This is a genomic window from Flavobacterium bizetiae (assembly GCF_024271895.1).
GTDB lineage: Bacteria > Bacteroidota > Bacteroidia > Flavobacteriales > Flavobacteriaceae > Flavobacterium > Flavobacterium bizetiae.
On the sequence record NZ_CP091861.1, the window covers coordinates 3,030,551 to 3,054,380 of the forward strand.

The 23,830-nt window shown below is 33.5% G+C and carries 21 protein-coding genes and 1 pseudogene; 12 read left to right on the forward strand and 10 right to left on the reverse strand.

Annotated elements, in window-relative coordinates; translation table 11 throughout:
* Nucleotides 1-5: 5 nt before the first annotated feature.
* The 3 genes from ccoG (at nucleotide 6) to L0669_RS13155 (ending at nucleotide 2,702) form a co-directional block, all read left to right on the forward strand.
* Nucleotides 6-1,424 (forward strand): cytochrome c oxidase accessory protein CcoG, encoded by a 1,419-nt coding sequence (ccoG, locus tag L0669_RS13145; protein WP_263758151.1) that lies wholly within the window; start codon nucleotides 6-8, stop codon nucleotides 1,422-1,424.
* Between the two features lie 12 nt (nucleotides 1,425-1,436).
* Entirely contained in the window at nucleotides 1,437-1,886 is a 450-nt protein-coding gene (locus L0669_RS13150) for a FixH family protein (protein ID WP_263758152.1), read from the forward strand.
* 114 nt (nucleotides 1,887-2,000) lie between these two features.
* Entirely contained in the window at nucleotides 2,001-2,702 is a 702-nt protein-coding gene (locus L0669_RS13155) for a sulfite exporter TauE/SafE family protein (RefSeq protein WP_263758154.1), read from the forward strand.
* Here the strand turns inward: L0669_RS13155 and hemN are convergent.
* The 5 genes from hemN to L0669_RS13180 form a co-directional block, all read right to left on the reverse strand.
* Nucleotides 2,699-4,063 (reverse strand): oxygen-independent coproporphyrinogen III oxidase, encoded by a 1,365-nt coding sequence (hemN, locus tag L0669_RS13160; protein WP_263758156.1) that lies wholly within the window; start codon nucleotides 4,061-4,063, stop codon nucleotides 2,699-2,701. The genes L0669_RS13155 and hemN overlap by 4 nt on opposite strands.
* Nucleotides 4,064-4,182: 119 nt before the next feature.
* Entirely contained in the window at nucleotides 4,183-4,659 is a 477-nt protein-coding gene (locus L0669_RS13165) for a hypothetical protein (RefSeq protein WP_173972730.1), read from the reverse strand.
* A gap of 106 nt (nucleotides 4,660-4,765) precedes the next feature.
* Entirely contained in the window at nucleotides 4,766-5,113 is a 348-nt protein-coding gene (locus L0669_RS13170) for a hypothetical protein (protein WP_173972729.1), read from the reverse strand.
* Nucleotides 5,114-5,230: 117 nt separating this feature from the next.
* Nucleotides 5,231-5,653 carry a DoxX family protein gene (locus L0669_RS13175; RefSeq protein ID WP_173972728.1) on the reverse strand — a complete coding sequence of 141 codons (423 nt, stop codon included), beginning with the start codon at nucleotides 5,651-5,653 and terminating at the stop codon, nucleotides 5,231-5,233.
* 120 nt (nucleotides 5,654-5,773) lie between these two features.
* Nucleotides 5,774-7,402 carry an acyl-CoA carboxylase subunit beta gene (locus L0669_RS13180; protein WP_263758157.1) on the reverse strand — a complete coding sequence of 543 codons (1,629 nt, stop codon included), beginning with the start codon at nucleotides 7,400-7,402 and terminating at the stop codon, nucleotides 5,774-5,776.
* A gap of 253 nt (nucleotides 7,403-7,655) precedes the next feature.
* Between L0669_RS13180 and L0669_RS13185 the strand changes: the two genes are divergently transcribed.
* From L0669_RS13185 to L0669_RS13200, 4 genes are all read left to right on the forward strand, one after another.
* Entirely contained in the window at nucleotides 7,656-8,246 is a 591-nt protein-coding gene (locus L0669_RS13185) for a TetR/AcrR family transcriptional regulator (RefSeq protein WP_263758158.1), read from the forward strand.
* A 71-nt stretch (nucleotides 8,247-8,317) separates the two neighbouring features.
* Complete coding sequence (locus L0669_RS13190) at nucleotides 8,318-8,776, forward strand: hypothetical protein (protein ID WP_263758159.1); 459 nt, start codon at nucleotides 8,318-8,320, stop codon at nucleotides 8,774-8,776.
* Between the two features lie 2 nt (nucleotides 8,777-8,778).
* The gene (locus L0669_RS13195) at nucleotides 8,779-9,090 is read left to right on the forward strand and encodes a DUF3817 domain-containing protein (RefSeq protein ID WP_173972724.1); all 312 of its coding nucleotides are present in this window, start codon (nucleotides 8,779-8,781) and stop codon (nucleotides 9,088-9,090) included.
* 5 nt (nucleotides 9,091-9,095) lie between these two features.
* The gene (locus tag L0669_RS13200) at nucleotides 9,096-9,302 is read left to right on the forward strand and encodes a hypothetical protein (protein ID WP_263758160.1); all 207 of its coding nucleotides are present in this window, start codon (nucleotides 9,096-9,098) and stop codon (nucleotides 9,300-9,302) included.
* A 51-nt stretch (nucleotides 9,303-9,353) separates the two neighbouring features.
* Here L0669_RS13200 and lpxD read toward each other — a convergent pair whose 3' ends face one another.
* From lpxD to prfB, 3 genes are all read right to left on the reverse strand, one after another.
* On the reverse strand, nucleotides 9,354-10,352 hold the full coding sequence (gene lpxD, locus L0669_RS13205) for a UDP-3-O-(3-hydroxymyristoyl)glucosamine N-acyltransferase (RefSeq protein WP_263758162.1): 999 nt from the start codon (nucleotides 10,350-10,352) through the stop codon (nucleotides 9,354-9,356).
* A 628-nt stretch (nucleotides 10,353-10,980) separates the two neighbouring features.
* Nucleotides 10,981-11,427 (reverse strand): peptide-methionine (R)-S-oxide reductase MsrB, encoded by a 447-nt coding sequence (gene msrB, locus L0669_RS13210; protein WP_173972721.1) that lies wholly within the window; start codon nucleotides 11,425-11,427, stop codon nucleotides 10,981-10,983.
* Nucleotides 11,428-11,521: 94 nt separating this feature from the next.
* Nucleotides 11,522-12,620, reverse strand: a protein-coding gene (gene prfB, locus L0669_RS13215; RefSeq protein WP_121325784.1) for a peptide chain release factor 2 whose coding sequence is annotated in 2 segments (ribosomal slippage) — nucleotides 11,522-12,556 and nucleotides 12,558-12,620 — 1,098 coding nt in all. Because the reading frame shifts where the segments join, the coding sequence is not laid out codon by codon here.
* Between the two features lie 555 nt (nucleotides 12,621-13,175).
* On the opposite strand from prfB, the gene L0669_RS13220 reads away from it, so the two are divergent.
* On the forward strand, nucleotides 13,176-14,195 hold the full coding sequence (locus L0669_RS13220; RefSeq protein ID WP_263758163.1) for a threonine aldolase family protein: 1,020 nt from the start codon (nucleotides 13,176-13,178) through the stop codon (nucleotides 14,193-14,195).
* Between the two features lie 96 nt (nucleotides 14,196-14,291).
* Here L0669_RS13220 and adhE read toward each other — a convergent pair whose 3' ends face one another.
* Nucleotides 14,292-16,991 carry a bifunctional acetaldehyde-CoA/alcohol dehydrogenase gene (gene adhE / locus L0669_RS13225; protein ID WP_263758165.1) on the reverse strand — a complete coding sequence of 900 codons (2,700 nt, stop codon included), beginning with the start codon at nucleotides 16,989-16,991 and terminating at the stop codon, nucleotides 14,292-14,294.
* 583 nt (nucleotides 16,992-17,574) lie between these two features.
* Nucleotides 17,575-17,901 (reverse strand): annotated as a pseudogene (locus L0669_RS13230) (YbaB/EbfC family nucleoid-associated protein); the annotation flags it as partial.
* A 138-nt stretch (nucleotides 17,902-18,039) separates the two neighbouring features.
* Between L0669_RS13230 and L0669_RS13235 the strand changes: the two are divergent.
* The 4 genes from L0669_RS13235 (at nucleotide 18,040) to L0669_RS13250 (ending at nucleotide 23,801) form a co-directional block, all read left to right on the forward strand.
* Nucleotides 18,040-20,100 carry a S9 family peptidase gene (locus L0669_RS13235; RefSeq protein ID WP_263758166.1) on the forward strand — a complete coding sequence of 687 codons (2,061 nt, stop codon included), beginning with the start codon at nucleotides 18,040-18,042 and terminating at the stop codon, nucleotides 20,098-20,100.
* A 70-nt stretch (nucleotides 20,101-20,170) separates the two neighbouring features.
* Nucleotides 20,171-21,211, forward strand: a complete 1,041-nt coding sequence (gene capA, locus L0669_RS13240) for a cysteate synthase (protein ID WP_065447924.1) — start codon at nucleotides 20,171-20,173, stop codon at nucleotides 21,209-21,211.
* Between the two features lie 375 nt (nucleotides 21,212-21,586).
* On the forward strand, nucleotides 21,587-22,513 hold the full coding sequence (locus tag L0669_RS13245; protein ID WP_263758167.1) for a LamG domain-containing protein: 927 nt from the start codon (nucleotides 21,587-21,589) through the stop codon (nucleotides 22,511-22,513).
* 397 nt (nucleotides 22,514-22,910) lie between these two features.
* On the forward strand, nucleotides 22,911-23,801 hold the full coding sequence (locus L0669_RS13250) for a LamG domain-containing protein (protein ID WP_263758168.1): 891 nt from the start codon (nucleotides 22,911-22,913) through the stop codon (nucleotides 23,799-23,801).
* Nucleotides 23,802-23,830: the final 29 nt, after the last annotated feature.

Here is a 23,830-nt window from a genome sequence, read left to right on the forward strand (position 1 = left end):
AAATCATGTCAAATTTACCAGACGAAGCTTTTAGAGATACCATCGGAACTATTGATGAAGGGGGTAATCGAAAATTTATTTTCCCTAAAAAACCGTCTGGTAAATTCTATGAATATCGAAAAATAGTTAGTTACATATTATTAGCCATTTTAGTTGCAAATCCATTTATAAAAGTAAACGGAAATCAATTCATGATGTTTAATGTTATGGAGCGACGCTTTAATATTTTCGGATTCCCTTTTTGGCCGCAGGATTTTTATCTCTTCGTAATTTCAATGCTGGTAGGTATTGTTTTTATCATCTTATTTACGGTTGTCTTTGGAAGGATTTTTTGTGGATGGATTTGTCCGCAAACCATTTTCTTAGAAATGGTTTTTCGCCGAATTGAATATTGGATAGATGGAGATCGTGGCGCTCAGTCCCGATTAGCAAGACAGGAATGGAATGCTGAAAAAATTAGAAAACGATTAATTAAGTGGACGATCTTTTTTCTTATTTCTTTTGCTATTGCAAATATTTTTCTGGCCTATTTAGTAGGTAGCGACCAATTGTTTTTAATGGTCGAACAAGGGCCAATTGAGCAAGCAAGTAATTTTATCGCATTGCTTATTTTTACCGGTGTTTTTTATTTTGTTTTTGTCTGGTTTCGCGAACAGGTTTGTATTATTGCCTGCCCGTACGGAAGATTGCAAGGTGTACTTTTAGATGACAAATCTATTAATGTTGCCTATGATTTCGTTAGGGGAGAAAAAGAAGCCGGACGTGCTAAATTTAATAAAAAGGAAGATAGAGCTACAACAGGAAAAGGAGATTGTATTGATTGTCATCAATGCGTACATGTTTGCCCAATGGGAATTGACATTAGAAATGGTACGCAGTTAGAATGTACTAATTGTACTGCCTGCATTGATGAATGCGATACAATAATGGAAAGTGTAGGTTTACCAAAAGGTCTTATTCGTTATGCATCTGAAGATGAAATTGTAAAAAAAGCACCTTTTAAGTTTACAGCAAGAATGAAAGGCTACACAGCTGTTTTGTTCATTCTGTTAAGTGTTTTTGTTGGAATGCTATTTTTGAGAACCGATGTTCAGGCTGTTGTTTTGCGTTTGCCAGGTCAGTTGTTTCAGCATAAAGGTGAAATGATCAGCAATGTTTATACCTATAAGATCGTTAATAAAACAATGAAAGATTATCATGACATTCACTTTGAATTGATTGATCAAAAAGGAAATATTAAAAATGTAGGGAAACAGCATTTTAAAGTTTTAAAAGAAGGAATTTCTCAGGGAACATTATTTATAGAGATTGATAAAGTTCTTCTTGAGAGTGATAAAACCAAAGTTAAAATTGGAGTTTATAACGGTACAGAATTACTCGAAACTACCACAACTAATTTTTTAGGACCACGAAGTTTTAATTAAAAATACAACATTATGAAAATAAATTGGGGAACCGGAATCGTCATAGCATTTGCATTGTTTATGAGTTTTATTTTATATTTTGTTTTTGAAGTACAATCGAATAGTAAGTATGACAATGATTTAGTTGTTGAAGAATATTACAAACACGATTCGCATTTTCAGGATGAAATGGCCCGAATTCAAAATGCTCATGATTTGCAGCAAAGACCTTCTATTACGTATACCGAAAAAGGTGTAAAAATAGCTTTTCCTGCCACTTTTGAAAATGATAAAATCAAAGGAAATGTTTTGTTATACCGACCTTCTAATAAGAAATTTGATTTTGATACTCAAATTGCTTTAACCAATTCATCTTTGCTTATTCCGCAAAAAAAGTTGATTAAAGGACGATGGGATGTTAATATGGAATGGGAATATAAAGGAACAAAATACCTTTCAAAAGAAGTAATTTACGTAAATTGATTACGATTTGTTTTTAAATAAATATTCTTTCTGCCACACAGATTATTTGATTGAATAGATTTCTAAATTATTCTGGTCAAAATAATCCGTAGCAAATAGGAAAAGCAATATTAAATGCTATACTCAGCTTTCATATTAGGTTTAATAAGTAGTTTGCACTGCATAGGAATGTGTGGTCCTATTGCTATGATGTTACCGGTAGACCATCAAAATGAAGCCAAAAAAGTTACTCAAATTATAACTTATCATTTAGGAAGATTAACTGCATATGCATCGGTCGGACTTATATTCGGATTATTAGGAAGAGGTTTTTTCCTGGCCGGTCTACAGCAAAAAATGTCTATTTTTATTGGTCTGGCAATGATTCTTGTGGTTTTGATTCCTGAGAAAGTTTTTTCAAAGTATAATTTTTCAAAACCGGTTTATAAAATTATTTCAAGAGTAAAATCAAGTATCGGAAATCAATTTAAAAAGAAAACCTATAAATCACTTTTTACAATAGGATTATTAAACGGCTTTTTACCGTGCGGAATGGTATATGTAGCCTTGTTTGGCGCAATTGCGATGCAAAGTGCCGGACTTGGGGTTTTGTATATGATTTTGTTTGGTTTAGGAACAATTCCTTTAATGACAATTGTGGTTTATGTACATTCATTAATAAAATTACCTTTTAGAAATAAGATCCAAAAGGCAATTCCGTATGTAGCTGTAGTAATTGGTGTTTTATTTATCCTTAGAGGACTAGGTTTAGGAATTCCTTATATTTCCCCATCAAATATGAGTTTGTTTGTACAAGGAACTCCTAATTGTCATTAAACAGTCATCGAAAACAAGTTTGTTTCCGGTGATTTTCTTTTTAGATGTAAATCGAATGCCATACAAATGTTTCGAACAAATGGTCTTCCGGCTTCTGTAATTTTTATTTTACCTTCTTCGATTACAATCAACTGATCTTTTTCTATTTCTTTTAAATCTTCTAAGACGTTAGGTATTTCTTTAAAGTATAAAGATTCATTACTCCAGGAGGTTTCAAACTCGCAGGTTAAGTTTAAGATATGTTTTCTAATAATTAAGTCTTCATCGCTTAAAATATGACCTTTTACAACAGGTAATTTATCTTCTGCTAACAATTGATAATATTCTTCGATGCTTTTTGTGTTTTGGGCAAAACTGTACCAGCTGTCACTAATAGACGAAACGCCTAAACCAATCATAAGCTGCGTTTTTGAGGCACTATAACCCATGAAATTTCGATGAAGTTCTTTGTTCGCTGTTGCTTTATACAAGCTATCAGATACTAGCGCAAAATGATCCATACCAATTTCATGGTAACCATTTTGAGAAAGCATTTGTTTTCCGGTTTCATATAATTTTCTTTTTTCGGCATCCTTAGGAAGGTTTTCTTCATTAAACCCGCGTTGCCCGTTTCCTTTTATCCAGGGTACATGAGCATAACTGTAAAATGCCAGACGATCCGGTTTTAAAGAATTTGTCTTTTCGACAGTGTCAATTACGTTCTCAATCGTTTGAAATGGTAATCCAAAAATAATATCGTGACCTATCGATGTATAACCAATTTCTTTTGCCCAGAAAGTAACTTTTGCGACATTATGAAAAGGCTGAATTCTATGAATCGCTTTTTGTACTTTTTCGGCATAATCCTGCACTCCAAAACTAACTCGGCGAAAGCCTAAATCATAAAGTTTTTTAAGTTGTTCGTAAGTAGTATTATTAGGATGACCTTCAAAACTAAACTCATAGTTATTGGCTTTTTCTGCTTTAGAAAGTATACCATTTATCAGGTATTCTAAATTGCTTGTTGAGAAAAAGGTTGGAGTACCACCGCCTAAGTGAATTTCTTTTATAATAGGCTTTTGAGGCAGTAAATTACAGTATAGATCCCATTCTTTTAGAAGAGCTGCTATGTAAATTTCTTCTACCGAATGATTTTTTGTGATTCGTTTGTTGCAACCACAAAAGGTACACATACTTTCGCAAAATGGTAAGTGAAGGTATAAACTGATTCCGTTTTGAGAATTACTCTCTAAAAATGCTTTCTGAAAAGACTGTATCCATTTTTGATTGGTGAAATCACCTTCATTCCAGTAAGGAACTGTTGGATAACTTGTATATCTTGGACCTGGAACATTGTACTTTTGAGTCAGTGAGATTTTCATAAAGTCGGTATTTTGTATATACCAAAATTAAAATTTATGAAGTAGACATAAAATGACAAATATCATGTATTGAGCAAAAAAAAGAGACTCACTAGGAGCCTCTTTACTGAATTAAATAATTAACGTGAAATAGAATCTTGGATGATTTTAAGCCATTTTTTTGCAAACTGATGATCCTGATAAGCGCTTATTTGTTTGATGCGGTCATCATCAAAATCATAGAATGGTATGGTGATTTTTTTAGGAGTTTCTTTATCCTGAAATTCAAAGTCAATTTTTACAATTGTATCTGAAGGTCCTTCAGTGGTTAAAACTAATTTACATGATGAAACAGTTTTTAGGTCTACATAAGTAGATTCTTGTTGATTTGGATTGAAATTCATCAAAATAAATCGTCTGTTTTTTTGATCTATTGTAAGTGTCTTATTGCTTTGAGATTCAGTTAAATCAAAATCCTCCGGATGAGTTGGACTGAATTTCTTTTTGATGCCTAAAATTTTTGATTTGCTTGCAGCGCTCGTTCGTGCTGAAAAATATACGGGTATGGCTACTATGATCGCGATCACAATACCAATTATGGTTACACTTGTTTCCATTGATTTTAAATTGGGTAAATTATTATGAAATATGACACCGCTTTCTGAATAGAAAACAGCTCAATTGGTTAGGAAAAGATTTCCCTTAATTAAATTTCATAAAAGTCTACCAAAAAAAATGGAAGGGGTAGAGCATTAAAAGAACTTTTTTGCTCTGAGTTGCAAATTGATTCGCAAAGTTTGATGTCGATTGAACGGCTTTGTGCTGAGGAATCACCATCAATAAAGAATCAAACCATTTTGTTAAGATAGAAGGGTTTGATTTTATGTTTGCTGCAAATTGATAACTTGCCTGAGGTTGTATAAATGCTAATGAATCGGCGTGATCTATAGAGAAATTAGTATCCGTTTTTTGACTTTCGATTATTTCAATAGCAGATTCGTTTGCCTGGGTGGCAAAAAAAGCAATTATCAAAAGTGATATAAAAATAACGGTCTTACGAATCCAATTCATGGGGGCGAATTTAACTCATAAAATACAATTAAAGAAATTTTAAAGAATTAATTAACTTTAAATGTAGGGTTATTATTTATCCTCAATACTAAATAGGGCTATTGAGGATAAATGAAGTTATTGTTGCATTTTGAAATAATAATCAGCAGAGTGTTTTCCGCTTCCGTAAAACAGGAAGAAAACACAAACTAGCAGCACCACTATAGCCAGAATTAAACTTTCTGAGTGCATGTGCCCCATAAAATTAATAAGTATTGCACCAAATAATATGGGCAACTGGGCCGCAATTGCCCAACGGGTTAGTAATCCAAAGAAGATCATAATACCACCAATCATATGAGCGGGTGCAATGTAATGTAAAAGAAACATTCCGCCGCCAAATTGATCAATTGGAGAAATTAAATCATGTAAATACTGGACGTTCGTTACAAATGAAATCCCTTTCATAAATAAAAATACCCCCAAAACAATACGTACTAAATCAACCGGTAAATAAGTATGCGCGTTTGCCCACTTATTTAAACTTTTTACATTTTCCATGATACTACGTGATTAAAAATTACATCTAAAGTTACTACTTTTTGATGAGATATTTAATTATAAGTACTTGAAAGTAAGATTTTTGTATTTTTTTAACGTATTTTGAAAGTTTATGGAATCTTAAACCTGAATAACACCTAAATTAAATTGTTTTTGAATAGGAGCGTGGTTGGCAGCTTCAATTCCCATAGAGATCCAGGTACGGGTGTCTAAAGGATCAATGATAGCATCTGTCCATAATCTTGAAGCTGCGTAATAAGGCGAAGTCTGCTCGTCATATCTTGCTTTGATCTTATTAAACAATTCAGCTTCTTTAGCTTCGTCTACGATTTCTCCTTTTGCTTTAAGCGAAGAAGCTTCAATTTGCGCTAAAACTTTTGCAGCCTGAGTTCCACCCATTACGGCAAGTTCTGCACTTGGCCACGCAAAAATTAATCTCGGGTCATACGCTTTTCCACACATAGCATAATTTCCTGCTCCATAAGAATTACCTACTATTACAGTAAATTTTGGAACAACCGAATTACTTACAGCATTGACCATTTTGGCACCGTCTTTTATAATACCGCCATGTTCAGATTTTGATCCTACCATAAAACCGGTAACATCCTGTACGAATACCAATGGAATTTTTTTCTGATTACAATTCGCAATAAATCGGGTTGCTTTATCAGCACTATCAGAATAAATTACACCGCCAAATTGCATTTCACCTTTTTTGGTTTTAACCACTTTTCTTTGGTTAGCTACAATTCCTACGGCCCAGCCATCGATTCTGGCGTAACCCGTAATAATCGTTTGGCCGTAACCATCTTTATAGGTTTCAAACTCTGAATTATCGACCAAACGATTGATGATTTCCATCATATCATATTGTTCGTTTCTCGCTTTTGGTAAGATTCCGTAAATGGCTGCGGGATCTAAGGCAGGTTTTTCAGATTTGATTCGGCTATAGCCCGCTTTATCATAATCGCCTATTTTATCTACTATATTTTTTATTTTATCAAGAGCATCTTTATCGTCTTTAGCTTTATAATCGGTCACGCCTGAAATTTCGCAATGAGTTGTCGCGCCACCCAAAGTTTCATTATCGATAGTTTCGCCAATTGCAGCTTTTACGAGATAACTTCCGGCAAGAAAAATACTTCCGGTTTTATCTACAATTAAAGCTTCGTCACTCATAATAGGCAAGTAAGCTCCTCCGGCAACACAACTGCCCATAACGGCTGCAATTTGGGTAATACCCATACTGCTCATTTGTGCATTGTTTCTAAAGATTCGGCCAAAGTGTTCTTTATCCGGGAAAATCTCGTCCTGAAGTGGCAGGTAAACACCTGCGCTATCAACCAGATAAATAATAGGTAATCTGTTTTCGATGGCGATTTCCTGCGCACGAAGATTTTTCTTGCCGGTAATAGGAAACCAGGCGCCAGCTTTTACAGTAGCATCATTGGCAACAACAATACATTGTTTGCCTCTTATATATCCTATTTTAATAACAACACCGCCAGAAGGGCATCCACCATGTTCAGCATACATTCCGTCTCCAACAAATCCGCCAATTTCAATACTTTTTGAACCTTCATCCAGCAAATAAGCAATACGCTCGCGTGCTGTCATTTTTCCTTCGGCATGTAATTTTTCTATACGTTTTTCGCCTCCGCCTAATTTTACTTTTGCAAATCTTTGTTTTAAGTCAGAAAGTAATAGTTTATTGTGATCTTCGTTTTTATTGAAGTTTAAATCCATGGTATATTGTGGTTTTTACAAAATAGTGTTGGCTAATTTACAAAATCAATTGAAACCTACATAATAAAATGTTTTCTTAGATATAATAAAAAGTAATTAGTGATATTTTAAAAATAATAAAGGTTTAGTGAGAAAAAATCAATTTATAGATTTCTTAAATACCAGTCATACTGATGTATGGGTCAAAGACAAAATTGGTGTTAAATGATAATTTTTGCGTTAATTTGCCAGTTCATACCAATTAGTATTTTTTATGTCTAAAGCTGCCAATACACGATTTACAATTCTTCAGAAAGCCTTTGAATTAATTTATTCTAAAGGATATCAAACAACAAGCATTGATGATATTATAGCGACTACAAAAGTTACAAAAGGCGCATTTTATTACCATTTTAAGACCAAAGACGAAATGGGAGTTGCTATTATTGAAGAAATTTTAAAGCCGACAATGCTGGAAAGTTTTATAAAACCTATCGAAAACTCGCTCAATCCTGTTGATGATTTGTACAATATGATTTCGTATTTACTTCTTGAAGATCCTTTTTTGCAGGTAAAATATGGCTGTCCGGTTGGAAATTTAACTCAGGAAATGACACCGTGGAATAATCAGTTTAGCGAGGCTTTGTTAGAATTGATTAATCAGTGGAAGCAAACTATCGAAAAAGCGATTCTGAATGCACAGCAATCCGGTTTGATTAAAAAAGAGGTTAATGGAGAACAAGTTGCCTTTTTTATGATGTCAGGATATTGGGGAATACGAAATTTTGGAAAAGTTCAGGATAATAATTCCTGCTATCTTGTTTATTTAAAGGAGCTTAGAAGCTATCTGAATAATTTGAAGTAAATTTTAAAAATAAAAACATACTAATTAGTATGTTTTTTAAATATATTTGCATTGTCTTAATTTTTTAAACAATGTATACTACGCTATTATTTTGCCATTCGATACTACGATGGTTTGTTTTGGGAAGTTTATTGTATTCTATTTTTATAACTTATCGCGGATATTCTTTGCAACTCTCCTTTACCAAAAAAGATAATTTAATACGGCACTGGACAGCAACTATTGCTCATATTCAATTGATTTTTGGAATATTGATTTATGTGCAAAGTCCAGTTGTGAAATACTTCTGGGCAAATTTTGCAACAGCTATTCAAAATATTGATGCCGCTTTTTTTGGATTGATCCACATTTTATTAATGCTGGTTTCGATTGTTCTAATAACAATTGGTTCCGCTTTGGCAAAAAGAAAAGAAAGTGATCGCGATAAATTCAAAACCATGTTAGTTTGGTTTTCTATCGCCTTGCTAATCATTTTTATAGCAATTCCCTGGCCATTTTCATTTCTTGCAAACCGACCTTATTTTAGATAATTATGAAAAACTTACTACAAACAAATACCGGACGATTACGAATTATTGGATTTCTTGAAGGAACTTCTCTTTTGATTTTACTTTTTATTGCCATGCCTATGAAATATGTCTTCGAAATGCCTTTTTTGACAAGACCCATCGGAACGGTTCACGGTGCTTTATTTCTGCTTTTTATTTTTAATACGCTAAGTGTTGGAGTAGAGCAAAACTGGAAATTTAAAGACACAACCTGGAAAGTACTTTTGGCGTGTATAATTCCGTTTGGAACTTTTTACATTGATTCTAAAATTTTAAGTAAAATTAAAAACCAGTAAGCACTATGATTTTTGTATTTAAAACAAATGTTGATAGTATATCAAAAGTAAAAAAGATTACGCCTAAACTGAATCAGTTATTTCCTAATTCTAAATGGAATTTTGATCTGGAAGATTGTGATAATATTCTGCGATTTGAATGTAACGACAATATTATCGAAAAAGTGATTTTTTTAATGAAAGTCGTGGGCTTTGAGTGCGAAGTCTTGTAAAACAAAAAAACAGAAGCTAGCTTCTGTTTTTTTATATATTATATATGTATTTTATTTTTTAGAATCGCAAACCATTCTTTTTAGAATTGCCCATTGTTTTAAGGCATCACGAGCTTCGACAGCAGGATATCCTAACATTGTTTTTCCGGCAGGAACATCACCAACTACACCAGAACCAGCACCAACGATAGCACCATCTCCAATTGTAGTATGATCTTTTATAGAAGCGCTTCCGCCAATAATAACACCGTTTCCTAATGTTACAGAACCAGCTAAACCACTATTTCCGGCCATAATACAAAATTTACCTAATTTACTATTATGTCCAATTTGTACTAAGTTGTCAATTTTACAACCGTCTCCAAGTATTGTAGAACTAAATTTTCCGCGGTCAACACAAGAATTAGCTCCAATTTCGACACCGTTTCCAATAATTACATTTCCAATTTGTGGAATTTTAACCAATCCTTTTTCACTACAAGGACGAAATCCGAAACCATCAGCACCAATTGTTGCATTTGGGTGAATGATACAATCACTACCTATATGACAACGTTCGCGAACTACTGTTCCCGACCATATAATAGTATTTTTACCAATAGTAGATTCGTCTAAAATAGTAACGTTTGGATAAATAGTTGCATTTGCACCAATTTCAACTTTTGGACCAATATAACAACCAGCACCAATTCTGGCACCTTCACCAATAATAGCCGTTTCATCAACAGTTGCCGATTTATGGATATTATTATGAAATATTGGAGTAGGAGGAGCAAAAAGGGCTAAAATTTGAGACATTGCCAAATCAGCATTTTTTACTTTAATAAAAGCACGATTATCTCCAGGTTCAATTGAAATATCTTCGTTAACAACTGCAACTGAAGCTTTTGATGCTTCCCAAAATTTTTCATATTTTTTATTTCCTATAAAAGAAATTTCAGAAGTGGAAGCTTTTTCTAATTGTTCTGTTGCTGTGATGCTTTGCGAAGTTGTGCCGTAAATTACGCCATTAATAACTTCATTAATTTCTTGGATTGAATAGGATTTCATCGAATGATTTTAATTGTTTTAGGGGTTATTTCGCACCAAATAAAATCAATTAGATTTAAATTACCTAATCTTATTTTGAAGTTTTTTAAATAGTATTTTAAATAATAGTTTAAATATTACAATTTTAACATAAAATCTATTAATTTTTTGATTGTTTTTGAATTATAAGTTGCTGCTTTGGTTTTTGCCTTTGATTATTTGTAGGTTTTAAAGTATCAATTTGTTTGCAATTCCACCTTCTGATTTTTATCAATTGTTACAAAGCTATCTTGTTTTAAATCAATTAATTTTGATTTTTTTACTGCTTAAATTGGCATTGCAAGTGGCTGTAAAAGCATCGCGATATTTTGTAGGTTTTTAATAGGCTTATAAGGAGTTGCCTTTTTTTGAATGATTTGATAGTTACGTAATGAATAATAACGAAAATCAGATTTTAAATTTTATTCTTTTGGATGATTTTTTAATGCTAAGTTTTATAGAACAAGATAATTAGTAAGTTAAATCTTTCTTTTGTAAAAGTTGGTTTTGTTTTAAAGTTCATTTAGAAACTATTTTTTCATCTTTTGAATGAAATTAAAATTAAAAAGCGATTCGCTACTTTAAAGAAGGAATCGCTTTTAGATTTTTTTTATTCTTTTACTTTAGAAAGAGAAATAGCATTGATGCAATAACGTAAACCACTTGGTTCCGGACCATCAGGAAAAACGTGTCCTAAATGTGCGTCGCAAGTATTGCAAACGACCTCAACACGAATCATTCCGTATGATTTGTCTGCATGATAAGCAATAGCATTTTCTTTTAATGGTTGTGTAAAAGATGGCCAGCCTGTTCCTGATTCAAATTTTTCGCTTGCATCAAAAAGCAAAGTACCACAACATTTACATTCGTAAATTCCCGGATCGAATAAACTGCAAAGCTCAGAACTAAAAGATCTTTCAGTACCTTTTAATCGTGCTACCTGAAATTCTTCGGGTGTTAAAAGCTGTTTCCATTCTTCCGGTGTTTTTTCCACTCTGTTATCAGGAGTTGGATTTCCCTTATTCGTAAAACGAATTATATCTGCCCATTTGATCATAACTTTTATATTTAGTTTTTAGTCCCGGTTTTCAGTCTCAGTATTCGCAGATTTTAATGCAGCCGACTACGACTGAAAACTGCGACTAAAAAAATTATTCTTCCTCTTTTTGCCCCATCATCATTAAAAATGCTTTTAGGAAAGGATCAATATTTCCGTTCATAACGCCATCGACATCGCTGGTCTCATAACCGGTACGAACATCTTTTACTAATTTGTAAGGTTGCATTACATAATTACGTATTTGCGAACCCCATTCGATTTTCATTTTTCCGGCTTCAATATCGGCACGTTGTGCTTGTTGTTTCTTTAGCTCAATTTCATACAATTGCGAACGTAACATTTGCATGGCGCGTTGTCTATTGTCTTGCTGAGATCTTGTTTCAGAACATTGAATCTGAATTCCGGTTGGTTTGTGCACCAATTGTACTTTGGTTTCAACCTTATTTACATTTTGTCCTCCGGCTCCACTAGAACGAGAAGTTGTGATTTCGATATCGGCAGGATTAATGTCAATTTCGATACTATCATCCACAAGCGGATAAACATAAACAGATGCAAACGAAGTATGACGTTTGGCATTACTATCAAAAGGAGAGATTCGAACCAAACGATGTACGCCGTTTTCTCCCTTTAAATATCCAAAAGAATAATCGCCCTCAAACTCAAGCGTAACCGTTTTGATTCCGGCAACCTCGCCAGCCTGAAAGTTCAACTCTTTTATTTTGTAGCCATAACTTTCGCCCCACATCATATACATACGCATCAACATTCCTGCCCAGTCGCAACTTTCGGTTCCGCCGGCACCTGCAGTAATTTGTACTACGGCACTTAGGCTGTCTCCTTCGTCAGAAAGCATGTTTTTAAACTCGATGTTCTCGATATGCGTTTGAGTAATGTTATAATGCTCGTCTAATTCTTCTGCAGAAAGTTCCCCTTCTTTATAAAAATCATAAGCAAGCTGCAATTCATCTGTAAGTTCTATGGCTTTGTTATAATCTTCGATCCATTTTTTCTTGTTTCGAAGGTTTTTTACAATAACCTCAGCTTCTTTTGCATTGTTCCAGAAGTCTGGTGCGAAGGTTTTTTCTTCTTCGTTGGCAATTTCAATTAGTTTGGCATCAACGTCAAAGATACCTCCTCAACGCACCAAGGCGCTCCACAATACCTTTTATTTGTTCGGTAGTTGTCATAAATTAATAATAGTTTTATTTGTTTTTTTGAATGTTACGCTGATTGTCAAACTTCATCAATAATGACTTATTGGCAAGAACGTAATTTTGTTGTACAAAAATAAGATATAGTTTTTAGATTATCACATTAATTTTAACATATAAAAAAGGACATAAAAAGTCTTTTGGATCTAATAACTCAAAGAAGATAATTTGCTTTGAGGAATTTTTGACTTAAAAGATAAACATCAGAAAATATTTTAGTTTTTTTCGCTATAAAGTCAATCTGAATGCATTTTTTTTAGCCTATTTTACTCATAAAATTTTTTGTTGATTATCAAGTGTTTAGTTGTTTTTGGCAAATTGTGTTTAAGTTATAATTTTCCTTGCTAACAAATTGGTTTCTAAAATTATAAGCCAATTTTAGAATATTAATGTTAGTTTTATATGTTTTTTGTAAATATTACGTTAATTTGGTTTAATTGTAATTGCTAGTTAAATTTTAGCAAAACTTGTTAAGAATAACTAGCAGTAATACGTAATTTTGCTGTTGAAAAAAGATATACTTTTTAGAATATGGAGATAAATTTAATTAGCGATACCATTACCAAGCCTACGCAGGAAATGTTGCAGTATATGTTTAACGCTCATGTTGGCGATGATGTTTACAGGCAGGATCCTACGGTTATAGAATTGGAAACCAGAGTTGCTGAGTTTTTTGGTATGGAGGCGGGTCTTTTTTTTCCGTCTGGAACAATGGCCAACCAGACCGCTATAAAATTGCATACACAGCCCGGAGAGCAATTAATTGCAGATAAATATGCCCACGTTTATAATTATGAAGGTGGAGGGGTTTCGTTTAATAGTGGCGTTTCTTGTTGCTTATTAGACGGAAATCGAGGTATGATTACGGCAAGTCAGGTAGCAGCAGCTATCAACGATCCGGAATTTTATCATAGTCCGTTAACAAGTTTGGTTTGTGTCGAAAATACAACCAACAAAGGTGGTGGAGCGTGTTATGAACTAGATGATTTAAGAGAAATAAAAAAGGTTTGTGATGCCAATAATTTGAAATTCCATTTGGATGGAGCCAGAATTTGGAATGCATTAGTAGCTAAAAGACAAAATCCGAAAGATTTTGGAGCTATTTTCGATACTATTTCGGTTTGTTTATCGAAAGGATTGGGCGCTCCAATAGGTTCAATTTTGTTAGGAAGCAAAGCTGATATTCACAGAGCGTTGAGAATCAGAAAGATATTAGGAGGAGGAATGCGTCAGGTAGGTTATTTGGCTGCAGCCGGATTATATGCTTTAGCCAATAATATAGAAAGATTGGCAGAAGATCATCGACGTGCAAAAGAAATTGCCGCAATTTTAAGTACAAAACCATGGGTATCACATATTGAACCTGTAGAAACGAATATTTTGATTTTTTCATTGGCAGAAGGTTACAGTGATCAGCTTTTGATCGAAAAATTAAAACAAAAAAATATTTTAATAAGCTCAATGGGACACAATAAACTAAGAGTAGTAACCCATTTAGATTATAAAGAAGTGATGCATACTTATGTAGTTGAGACGCTTCAGAAGTTTTAAAAAAGGTGCAAAGGTGCAGAGAAACAAAGGTTAAAAAAAAGAGGCTATTTCATTAATTATGAAATGGCCTCTTTAAGTATTCATCGAAATCTATTTCTAGATTTTTTCTCCGTAATAAGCTTTACGCATAATTTCTTCCATATCCTTGATTAGAGGTAAACGCGGATTTGCCGGAGTACATTGATCTTCAAAAGCGTTCATGGCAAGTGTATTTAGTTTTGCAAGCCATTCTTTTTCATCAAGACCTTGTTCTTTAAAGCTCATTTTTATTCCTACTTTTTTACCCAATTCATAACAAGCCTGGGCATAAACCTGAGGTCCGTCTTTAGGTCCTTTTGCAGGAAGTCCTAACATTTGGCAAATTTCAAAATATTTTTGATCTGCTTTATAAGTAGAATATTTAGGCCATACTGAAAGTTTTCCTGGAACTTCTCCGTTGTATTTAATTACATAAGGCAATAAAATAGCATTTGTACGACCGTGAGGGGTATGGAACATTCCGCCAATTTTATGCGCCATAGAATGAGAAATTCCTAACATCGCATTCGCGAACGCCATACCGGCAATGGTTGAGGCATTGTGCATTTTATCACGAGCTTCGTCATCATTTTTACCATCAAGATAAGTTCTTTCTAAATATTGAAATACCATTTTAATAGCCTGCAACGCAAGTCCGTCAGTATAGTCATTAGCTACAATAGAAACATAAGCTTCTGTTGCGTGCGTAAGAACATCCATTCCGGTATCTGCAATAACTGATGGAGGAACGGTTTTCGTTAACTCAGAATCGATAATGGCAACGGTTGGTGTAAAGGCATAATCTGCTAACGGATATTTTTTATTAACAGAATGATCTGAAATTACCGCAAAAGGAGTTACTTCAGAACCCGTTCCTGAGGTTGTTGGTATACAAATCATTTTGGCTTTTTGACCCAAAGTTGGAATTTTTACCGCACGTTTACGAATGTCCAGGAATTTTTGTTTCACATCATCAAAAGAAACCTGAGGTTGTTCGTATAGCAGCCACATGACTTTTGCAGCATCCATAACAGATCCTCCACCCAATGCAATAATGCTATCCGGCTGGAACTCGCACATGGTTTCTGCACCTGCTCTTGCAGTTTCAATACTTGGATCTGGCTCTACATTAGAGAAAATTCTAACATCGACTTTATTGGCACGACGGTTTAAAACATCTATAATTTTTTGAACGAAACCAAGTTTTAACATGCTTAAATCAGTAACGATCATCACTTTGTCAAGTGATTGCATTGATTTTAAATATTGAATCGAGTTAGGCTCGAAATAGATTTTTGAAGGTACTTTGAACCACTGCATATTATTGTTTCTTCTACCAATTCGCTTGATATTTATTAAATTTATTGCGCCCACATTTCCTGAAACAGAGTTTTTTCCATAAGATCCGCATCCAAGGGTAAGAGACGGAATGAATGAATTGTAAACGTCTCCAATACCTCCAAAAGTAGAAGGAGAGTTCCAAATAACACGAATGGCTTTTACTGCAACTCCAAATTCTTTGGCTATTTTTTCATCTTTTGTATGGATGGCTGCTGAGTGACCTAATCCGTCAAATTCTACCATTTGTTCAGATAACTTGATACCTTCCTGAGTTGAGTTTGATTTTAAAATTGCCAGTACAGGAGATAATTTTTCTCTGGTTAAAGGCTCGTTTATGCCTACTTCGCTTACTTCGGCGGCAATGATCACGATATTTTCAGGCACAGAGAAACCGGCTTGTTCTGCAATCCATTGAGGAGATTTTCCAACAATATTTGGGTTTAGTTTTGCACCGCCACAGTTTACACCTTTCGCGGTAATGCCAAACATTAATTCTTCAAGTTTTGCTTTTTCTTTTTCATTGGCAAAATAAACATGATGGTGTTTAAAAGCGGCTTTTGTTTCTTCATAAATTTCTTTATCGATAATAGCAGCTTGTTCAGAGGCGCAGATCATTCCCCAGTCAAATGATTTTGAAAGAACAATATCATAAACAGCTTGTTTTATATTGGCGGTTTTCTCAATATAAGCAGGAACGTTTCCGGCACCAACTCCCAAGGCAGGTTTACCGCAAGAATATGCAGCACGTACCATTGCATTTCCTCCGGTTGCCAGAATAGTAGCAATAGTAGGATGATTCATTAATGAGTTAGTGGCTTCTACAGATGGATATTCGATCCATTGAATACAGTTTTCCGGAGCTCCGGCAGCAATTGCAGCATCACGAACAATGGTCGCAGCAGCTTTAGAGCATTGTTGGGCCGATGGGTGGAAACCAAATATAATAGGATTACGGGTTTTAAGGGCAATTAATGCTTTGAAAACGGTAGTAGAAGTAGGGTTGGTTGTAGGTGTAACACCGCAAATTACGCCTACTGGCTCTGCAATTTCTACAATTCCTGATAATTGGTCTTCGCCTATTATACCTACGGTTTTTAGGTTTTTTAAGCTATTGGTTACATTTTCGGCAGCAAACATATTTTTGGTTGCTTTGTCTTCAAAAATACCACGGCCTGTTTCTTCAACAGCATGCAAAGCAAGTTCACCGTGTTTGTCTATAGCGGCAACCGAGGCTTTAGCTACAATATAATCAACTTGTTCCTGATTAAGCTCCAGGAATTTTTCAAGAGCAATGGCTCCTTTTTTGGCAAGTTCTTCGACATGAGCAATAGCATCAACTTTTGGAGTTTCCTTTACGGCATCTTTTACTAATCCAGCACTTTGCTTTTCTGCTGTTTTGTTTTCAGTTCCATTTGGACTTAAAGTTTTCTCATTCATAATAATTCGTGTTATAGTTAATATTCACTTTTAATACAGTTTTATAGATTGCGATAACTAATTATTTTGCGACGAAAGTTTTTTGAGTCTGATGTAGGATTAACTCTAAAAATCTATTGATAACTAATTTCTCATTCTATCTTTATTGTTCATTTTTAATTTGCCTTACGCTTACAAAATTTTACTTCTAAAAAAGAAATATTTATAAGGTTTTATTTTTTAATCAAAAGAAAAATCTATTGTTTTTGCCTTTAATCTGTATCAAATATCAAGACATATCAAGAGAATAAAGCTGATATTTGTCAGTCGAAAAAAAAATCTACGCAAACGTTTTCTGTTGAAAATCATTATTTTATGCGTAAAAATTGGTGTTGAAAAGAGGTGTGAAAGAGATAAGTTGCATTTTTAAAACAGCAAAAAAAGAGACTGAATTTATAGCGACTAAAAAAGCGCAAGAGCGGAACTATTTCGATTGCAACAAAGAAATTTTAAAAGAAAAAAGAGGATAGAAAAGGCATAAAAAAATCCGATTCATTTAGTTGTAAATGAATCGGATTTTATTTTTAAAGAAGTAATTTATGTCTTATTTGAATAAATTATCCATTCCTGGAATCATTGGCATATCCATTTTTGCAACAGCATCAAGTTCTTGCTCGTTAACGCTTGTAGCTCTTTCTATTGCTTTGTTTAGCGTTACTACAAGGTAATCTTCTAATTGTTCTTTATCTTCAAGCAAAGAGTCATCAATAGAGATTGATTTTACTTTTCTATTTGCAGTTAATGTTACTTTTAGTAAGCCGTCAGCACTTTGTTCATCAATCAAAACAGTATCCAAACGCTTTTTTGTATCTTCAATTTTTTGTTGGGTTTCTTTAAGTTTACCCATCATTCCCATTAAATCCATTTTTGTTGATTTTTTAAATTGTTTCGTACAAAATTAGTATATTGCTTTATGATATCAATAGAATATTTTATGAAAAAATTAATTTGGTTCTGTTGGGTTTGTAGTATTTTTGCTCCTTCGTATTTAAAAACTAATGCTTAATCAATGCAAAACGATATAATGGCTCCACAAGCCAAAGAAATTACCAAATCATTAAAAAAACATAAAGAAACAAGAATTGATAATTATTTTTGGTTAAATGACCGCGAAAATCCTGAAGTTATAGACTATTTAAATCAGGAAAACTCTTATTACCAAAGTATGACATCGCATACAAAAGACCTTCAGGAGAATTTGTATGAAGAAATGAAAGGCAGAATTAAAGAAGATGATTCATCAGTTCCTTATTTCTATAATGGTTATTATTACATCACCCGTTTCGAAACAGGTCAGGATTATCCAATATTTTCAAGAAAAAAAGGAAGCCTTTCGGCAGATGAAGAAATCTTATTCAACTGTAATGAATTGGCAAAAGGACATGCTTATTTTAAACTTGGAGGTTTAAGTGTGAGTCCGGATAATAAATTTGCAAGTTTTGGAGTAGATATCGTAGGAAGAAGAATCTATACCATTCAGATCAAAAACTTAGAAACAGGAGAGATCTTATCAGATAAAATCGAGAATGCAACCGGAGGATCAGTTTGGGCAAATGACAACAATACTATTTTTTATACCAGACAAGATCAGGTTACGTTAAGAGCAGATAAAGTTTTTAGACATAAATTAAATACAGATTCAAAAGAAGATGTTTTGGTTTTTAATGAAACGGATGATACTTTTAATGTTTCTGTAAGCAAAGAAAAATCAAGAAAATATATCGTTATTGGTTCAGGAAGTACCTTAACAACCGAGTACAGAATTTTGAATTCTGACAATCCGGATGGAGAATTTGTTGTGTTTCAGCCTCGTGTACGTGGTTTAGAGTACAGTATTTCTCATTTTGAAGACTCTTTTTATATTCTAACCAATAAAGACAAGGCGACGAACTTTAAGTTGATGAAAACGCCTGAAAATAAAACAGGAAAGAAAAACTGGGTAGATCTTATTCCGCATCGTGAAGATGTTTTGTTAGAAGATATCGAAATCTTCAAAAATTATTTGGTTGTCGAAGAGCGCTCAAACGGATTAAATCATATTCGTATTATGCCGTGGAATGGGGAAGCGGATTATTACCTTCCTTTTGGAAGCGAAACATACAATGCTTATACCACAACCAATATCGATTTTGATACTGATGTTTTGCGTTACAGCTACCAATCGCTGGCAACGCCTTCGTCTGTGATTGATTTTAATATGACAACTAAAACCAAAGAAATCCTTAAGGAACAACAGGTTTTAGGCGGAAAGTTTGATAAAGAAAATTATATCGAAGAACGTGTTTGGGCGACAGCCAGAGATGGTGTAAAAGTGCCTATTTCGATGATTTATCGTAAAGGATTGCAGAAAAACGGTAAAAATCCGTTATTGCTTTATGCTTACGGATCGTACGGAATTACAATGGATACTTATTTCTCGTCGACAAGACTTTCGCTGTTAGATCGTGGTTTTGTTTACGCCATTGCCCATATTAGAGGTGGAGAAGATTTAGGAAGACAATGGTATGAAGACGGAAAACTGTTAAAAAAGAAAAATACCTTTACAGATTTCATCGATTGCTCTAAATTTGTAGTTAACGAAAAATTTACATCTCCTGAACATTTATATGCAGAAGGAGGATCTGCAGGAGGACTTTTGATGGGTGTGATTGTAAATGAAGCTCCGGAATTATATAACGGAGTGATTGCTCAGGTGCCTTTTGTAGACGTTATTACAACAATGTTAGACGATAGTATTCCGTTAACAACTGGAGAATACGACGAATGGGGAAACCCAAACAATAAAAAATATTACGATTATATGTTATCGTACTCACCGTATGATAATGTAAAAGCGCAAAATTATCCCAACATGTATGTTTCTACCGGATTGCATGACTCTCAAGTACAATATTGGGAGCCAGCTAAATGGGTGGCAAAGTTGAGGAATCTAAAAACAAATAATAATCTTTTATTTTTAGATACCAATATGGATGCCGGACATGGCGGAGCTTCGGGACGTTTTGAGGCTTTAAGAGACTTAGCAAAGGAATTTAGTTTTTTATTAGATTTAGAAAAAATTAAAAGCTAATTAGAAATTTTTTGTTAAATTTGCAACCTATCAAGGGTATTTAAAAATACCTTCGATTAACTATTTTTTTATGAAAGAAGAAATAAACGCTTATAATAATGTTTTAGAGTTAATAGGTAATACCCCACTTATTAAGCTAAATAAAATTACCGAAGAGTTAGAAGGTAATTTCTACGCAAAGGTAGAAGCTTTTAACCCAGGACATTCCTCAAAAGATAGAATAGCGTTATATATTATCGAAGAAGCTGAGAAAAAAGGAATCCTGACACCAGGTGATACTATCATTGAAACGACATCAGGAAATACCGGTTTTAGTTTAGCAATGGTAAGCATTATAAAAGGGTATAATTGTATTTTAGCAGTAAGCTCAAAATCATCGAAAGATAAAATTGACATGTTGAGAAGTTTAGGAGCAAAGGTTTATGTTTGTCCCGCACACGTTTCAGCAGATGATGAGAGATCTTACTACAACGTAGCCAAACGTTTACACGAAGAAACAAAAGGCTCGGTTTATATTAATCAGTATTTTAATCAATTAAATATTGATGCCCATTATAACACTACAGGTCCTGAAATTTGGGAACAAACAAAAGGACAAATCACACACCTTGTAGCTTGTAGCGGAACCGGAGGAACAATTTCAGGAACTGCAAAATTCTTAAAAGAGCAAAATCCAAATATTAGAATTCTAGGTGTAGATGCTTTCGGTTCAGTTTTAAAGAAGTATCACGAAACAAGAGAATTCGATAACAAAGAAATTTATCCGTATCGTATTGAAGGTTTAGGTAAAAACCTGATCCCGTCTGCGACAGATTTTGATATCATCGACAAGTTCATTAAAGTAACTGATGAGGAAAGTGCTCACTCTGCAAGAGAGATTACCAGAAAAGAAGGATTATTTGTTGGATATACTTCAGGAGCAGTAATGCAGGCAATCAAACAATATGCAGAAGAAGGTGAATTTACTAAAGACAGTAATATTATCGCAATTTTTCCAGATCACGGTTCTCGCTATATGAGTAAAGTATTTAGTGATGACTGGATGAACGAACAAGGATTCTTCGACAGTGTTAATGAAGAAGAAGTTCAAAAAATTGAATTTGTAAAGTAACAAGATTACTTTTTTATATATAAAGCTCCATTCGTAAAAAGCGAATGGAGCTTTTTTTGTGCTTTTTCATGGAATTTTTCATCAATGAATAAATTGTATAAAATCTCTATGTGGCTGAGTGTTAATATTTTGGTTTTATTTGTGAATACCGTATTTATACGTAAGAAATTATGGTTTTGTATGATTTTAATTTATTGTTTTAATAAATTAACTATAACTATAAATAAATACAATTAAACCTTGTGAATCATCAATTTTGGTTATTTAAACGATTATTTAGGTTCGTTGTCGAATAAATTTTAGGTCGCATACATAATAATATAGTTTAGCAGTGTTAAAAAAATATAAGGTTTTTTAATCCCTAAATCTACTATTATGAAAAAATTACTACTCACTCTAATGTTTGTAAGTTATTTGAATGTTAATGCTCAAACCCCAATTCAGGAGTTTAATTTCAATGGGACTTTAAATAATACAAGTAATACAACTTCTTTTATTGGTGCAAACAATTTTGTTGCAGATAGAACCGGATTGGTAAAAGGAGCACAACGACTAACGAATAAAGCTATGGAAGCCGTGGTTGATGATCTTCCGCAAGGTAATAACCCGAGATCTGTTAGTATATGGGTAAAACTAAATGATATTGCTTCAGCAAATTATATTTGGGGTTACGGTACGGCATATAATGCGCAATACTGTGGCTTATTACAGCAAGGAACAACTTCTGCAAGCTCGGATTTAAGTTTAGCAGGTTGGGGAGCTTCAAATGATGTTATTGTTTCTGTGCCGCTTGCAAAAGATATCTGGTATAATTATACGATAACGTACGACGGAAAAGTGTCTAAAATATACCGTAACGGAGAATTACTAAAATCTGAAGAAGGAATTACACGCTCTACTAAAGGTAATATTTTTAGACTGGGCGAAATTAATACCACAGTGGGTATTAATGCTGATATAGACGATTTAAAGATTTATAACATTGCCCTGACAGGCGAACAAGTAACAACATTGTACAATAGTTCTAAAAGTGTTGTTAGCGTGGCAGCAGTTGCTGAGCCAACTGCTGAGAAAACAGTGAAAAAAACAACAGTAAAAGCAAAAACAGTTGCCAAGGTTGCTCCATCTGCTATTATTAAAACAAGTGATATTAATGATGTAGCAAAAAATGTTGAGGTATTTTCACAAGGTCAAAAAATTTATGGAAGCAATAATAATACTACAAGTATAAGTGATCTTCCTGAAGGAACATATTTGTTGAAAATAACAAATACTCCTTCAAAAAAGATAACTTCAAATTAGAAACACATTTTTAGTTTAAATAGTTAGTTAATTTTTTAGTCTCAGTTAATTTTTTTGGATAGTGAAGAGCCTTGTAAAGTTCAACTTTAGGAGGCTTTTTAATTATTGCTACAATTGCAAATGATTTTTTGTAAAGATGTTTTTACAAATAATAATGCCGGTGTTAGTTATTTTTGATTTTTGTAAATTTAAATAAGAATATCGTACTTATACTCAATAACAGTTTGGTAACTTTGAATAAAATTTATAGTTTTAACAAAATTTTTGAAACTATAATTAAATTTTAAAAGAGTTTAGATTATTAATTAAACTCAGAATTTGTTGAATTTATAGATTAAAATATAGTTTGGTGTTTTCGAAAAAGCACTATTTTAAAATCCCCTAAAATCTGTCAAATATGAAAAAATTATTACTGACATTACTGTTTGTAAGTTTTTTAAATACGAATGCCCAAAATCCTGTTCAGGAATTTAATTTTAATGGAAACCTGAATAGTGCCGATAATACAATATCGTTTCTTGGTGCTGCCAATTTTGTAAATGACAGAATGGGCGTTGCAAAAGGAGCACAGCGTCTTACCAACAAAACGTTGCAAGGTATGATAGGTGATCTTCCGCAGGGAAATAAGCCCAGATCAATATCAATTTGGGTAAAGTTTAATGCTATTAATGCCGTAAACTATATTTTTGGCTACGGAACTGCCGTAAATACGCAATACTTTGGTTTAGTACAACAAGCCGTTGCTGCCGGTAGTGCTGATGTAAGTTTGGTAGGTTGGGGAGATACTAATAATGTTATAGCTTCCGTTCCGCTTTTAAAAGATGTCTGGTATCAATATAGTGTTACTTACGACGGAAATACTTCAAAAGTGTACCGTAATGGTCAATTGTTAAAATCGGTTAATGAAATCCCTCGTTTAACCAAAGGCTATATTTTAAGACTTGGGGTAATAAATACAACAACCGGAATCAATGCTGATATCGATGATCTTAAAATTTATAATGTTGCCATGACAGATGAGCAAGTGATGGAATCTTATAATAGTTCAAAACGAGCGGATGTAATTACGGAAACGGCGCCAGTTTCAAATACAGCAAAAAAAGTGGCAATTCTGCCTGCAAAAGCATCAGCCGGTTCGTCTGCATCTGCAAGTGAAACAAATAAAGGAGGCAAAAATGTTGAAGTTTTTTCTCAGGGACAAAAAATAGCAGGAGTAAATGCTTCTAATATTGGTAATTTACCAGAAGGAACTTATTTGATAAAAGTTACCAATACAACAGGGAAATAACTTGACATTATTCGTAAGGTTTAATTTTA

What these genes read in the sequence shown, in the direction of transcription:
- ccoG (WP_263758151.1), top strand. Translation starts at nt 6, where the DNA reads ATGTCAAATTTACCAGACGAAGCTTTTAGAGATACCATCGGAACTATT.
- L0669_RS13150 (WP_263758152.1), top strand. Translation starts at nt 1,437, where the DNA reads ATGAAAATAAATTGGGGAACCGGAATCGTCATAGCATTTGCATTGTTT.
- L0669_RS13155 (WP_263758154.1), top strand. Translation starts at nt 2,001, where the DNA reads ATGCTATACTCAGCTTTCATATTAGGTTTAATAAGTAGTTTGCACTGC.
- hemN (WP_263758156.1), bottom strand. Translation starts at nt 4,063, where the DNA reads ATGAAAATCTCACTGACTCAAAAGTACAATGTTCCAGGTCCAAGATAT.
- L0669_RS13165 (WP_173972730.1), bottom strand. Translation starts at nt 4,659, where the DNA reads ATGGAAACAAGTGTAACCATAATTGGTATTGTGATCGCGATCATAGTA.
- L0669_RS13170 (WP_173972729.1), bottom strand. Translation starts at nt 5,113, where the DNA reads ATGAATTGGATTCGTAAGACCGTTATTTTTATATCACTTTTGATAATT.
- L0669_RS13175 (WP_173972728.1), bottom strand. Translation starts at nt 5,653, where the DNA reads ATGGAAAATGTAAAAAGTTTAAATAAGTGGGCAAACGCGCATACTTAT.
- L0669_RS13180 (WP_263758157.1), bottom strand. Translation starts at nt 7,402, where the DNA reads ATGGATTTAAACTTCAATAAAAACGAAGATCACAATAAACTATTACTT.
- L0669_RS13185 (WP_263758158.1), top strand. Translation starts at nt 7,656, where the DNA reads ATGTCTAAAGCTGCCAATACACGATTTACAATTCTTCAGAAAGCCTTT.
- L0669_RS13190 (WP_263758159.1), top strand. Translation starts at nt 8,318, where the DNA reads ATGTATACTACGCTATTATTTTGCCATTCGATACTACGATGGTTTGTT.
- L0669_RS13195 (WP_173972724.1), top strand. Translation starts at nt 8,779, where the DNA reads ATGAAAAACTTACTACAAACAAATACCGGACGATTACGAATTATTGGA.
- L0669_RS13200 (WP_263758160.1), top strand. Translation starts at nt 9,096, where the DNA reads ATGATTTTTGTATTTAAAACAAATGTTGATAGTATATCAAAAGTAAAA.
- lpxD (WP_263758162.1), bottom strand. Translation starts at nt 10,352, where the DNA reads ATGAAATCCTATTCAATCCAAGAAATTAATGAAGTTATTAATGGCGTA.
- msrB (WP_173972721.1), bottom strand. Translation starts at nt 11,427, where the DNA reads ATGATCAAATGGGCAGATATAATTCGTTTTACGAATAAGGGAAATCCA.
- L0669_RS13220 (WP_263758163.1), top strand. Translation starts at nt 13,176, where the DNA reads ATGGAGATAAATTTAATTAGCGATACCATTACCAAGCCTACGCAGGAA.
- adhE (WP_263758165.1), bottom strand. Translation starts at nt 16,991, where the DNA reads ATGAATGAGAAAACTTTAAGTCCAAATGGAACTGAAAACAAAACAGCA.
- L0669_RS13235 (WP_263758166.1), top strand. Translation starts at nt 18,040, where the DNA reads ATGCAAAACGATATAATGGCTCCACAAGCCAAAGAAATTACCAAATCA.
- capA (WP_065447924.1), top strand. Translation starts at nt 20,171, where the DNA reads ATGAAAGAAGAAATAAACGCTTATAATAATGTTTTAGAGTTAATAGGT.
- L0669_RS13245 (WP_263758167.1), top strand. Translation starts at nt 21,587, where the DNA reads ATGAAAAAATTACTACTCACTCTAATGTTTGTAAGTTATTTGAATGTT.
- L0669_RS13250 (WP_263758168.1), top strand. Translation starts at nt 22,911, where the DNA reads ATGAAAAAATTATTACTGACATTACTGTTTGTAAGTTTTTTAAATACG.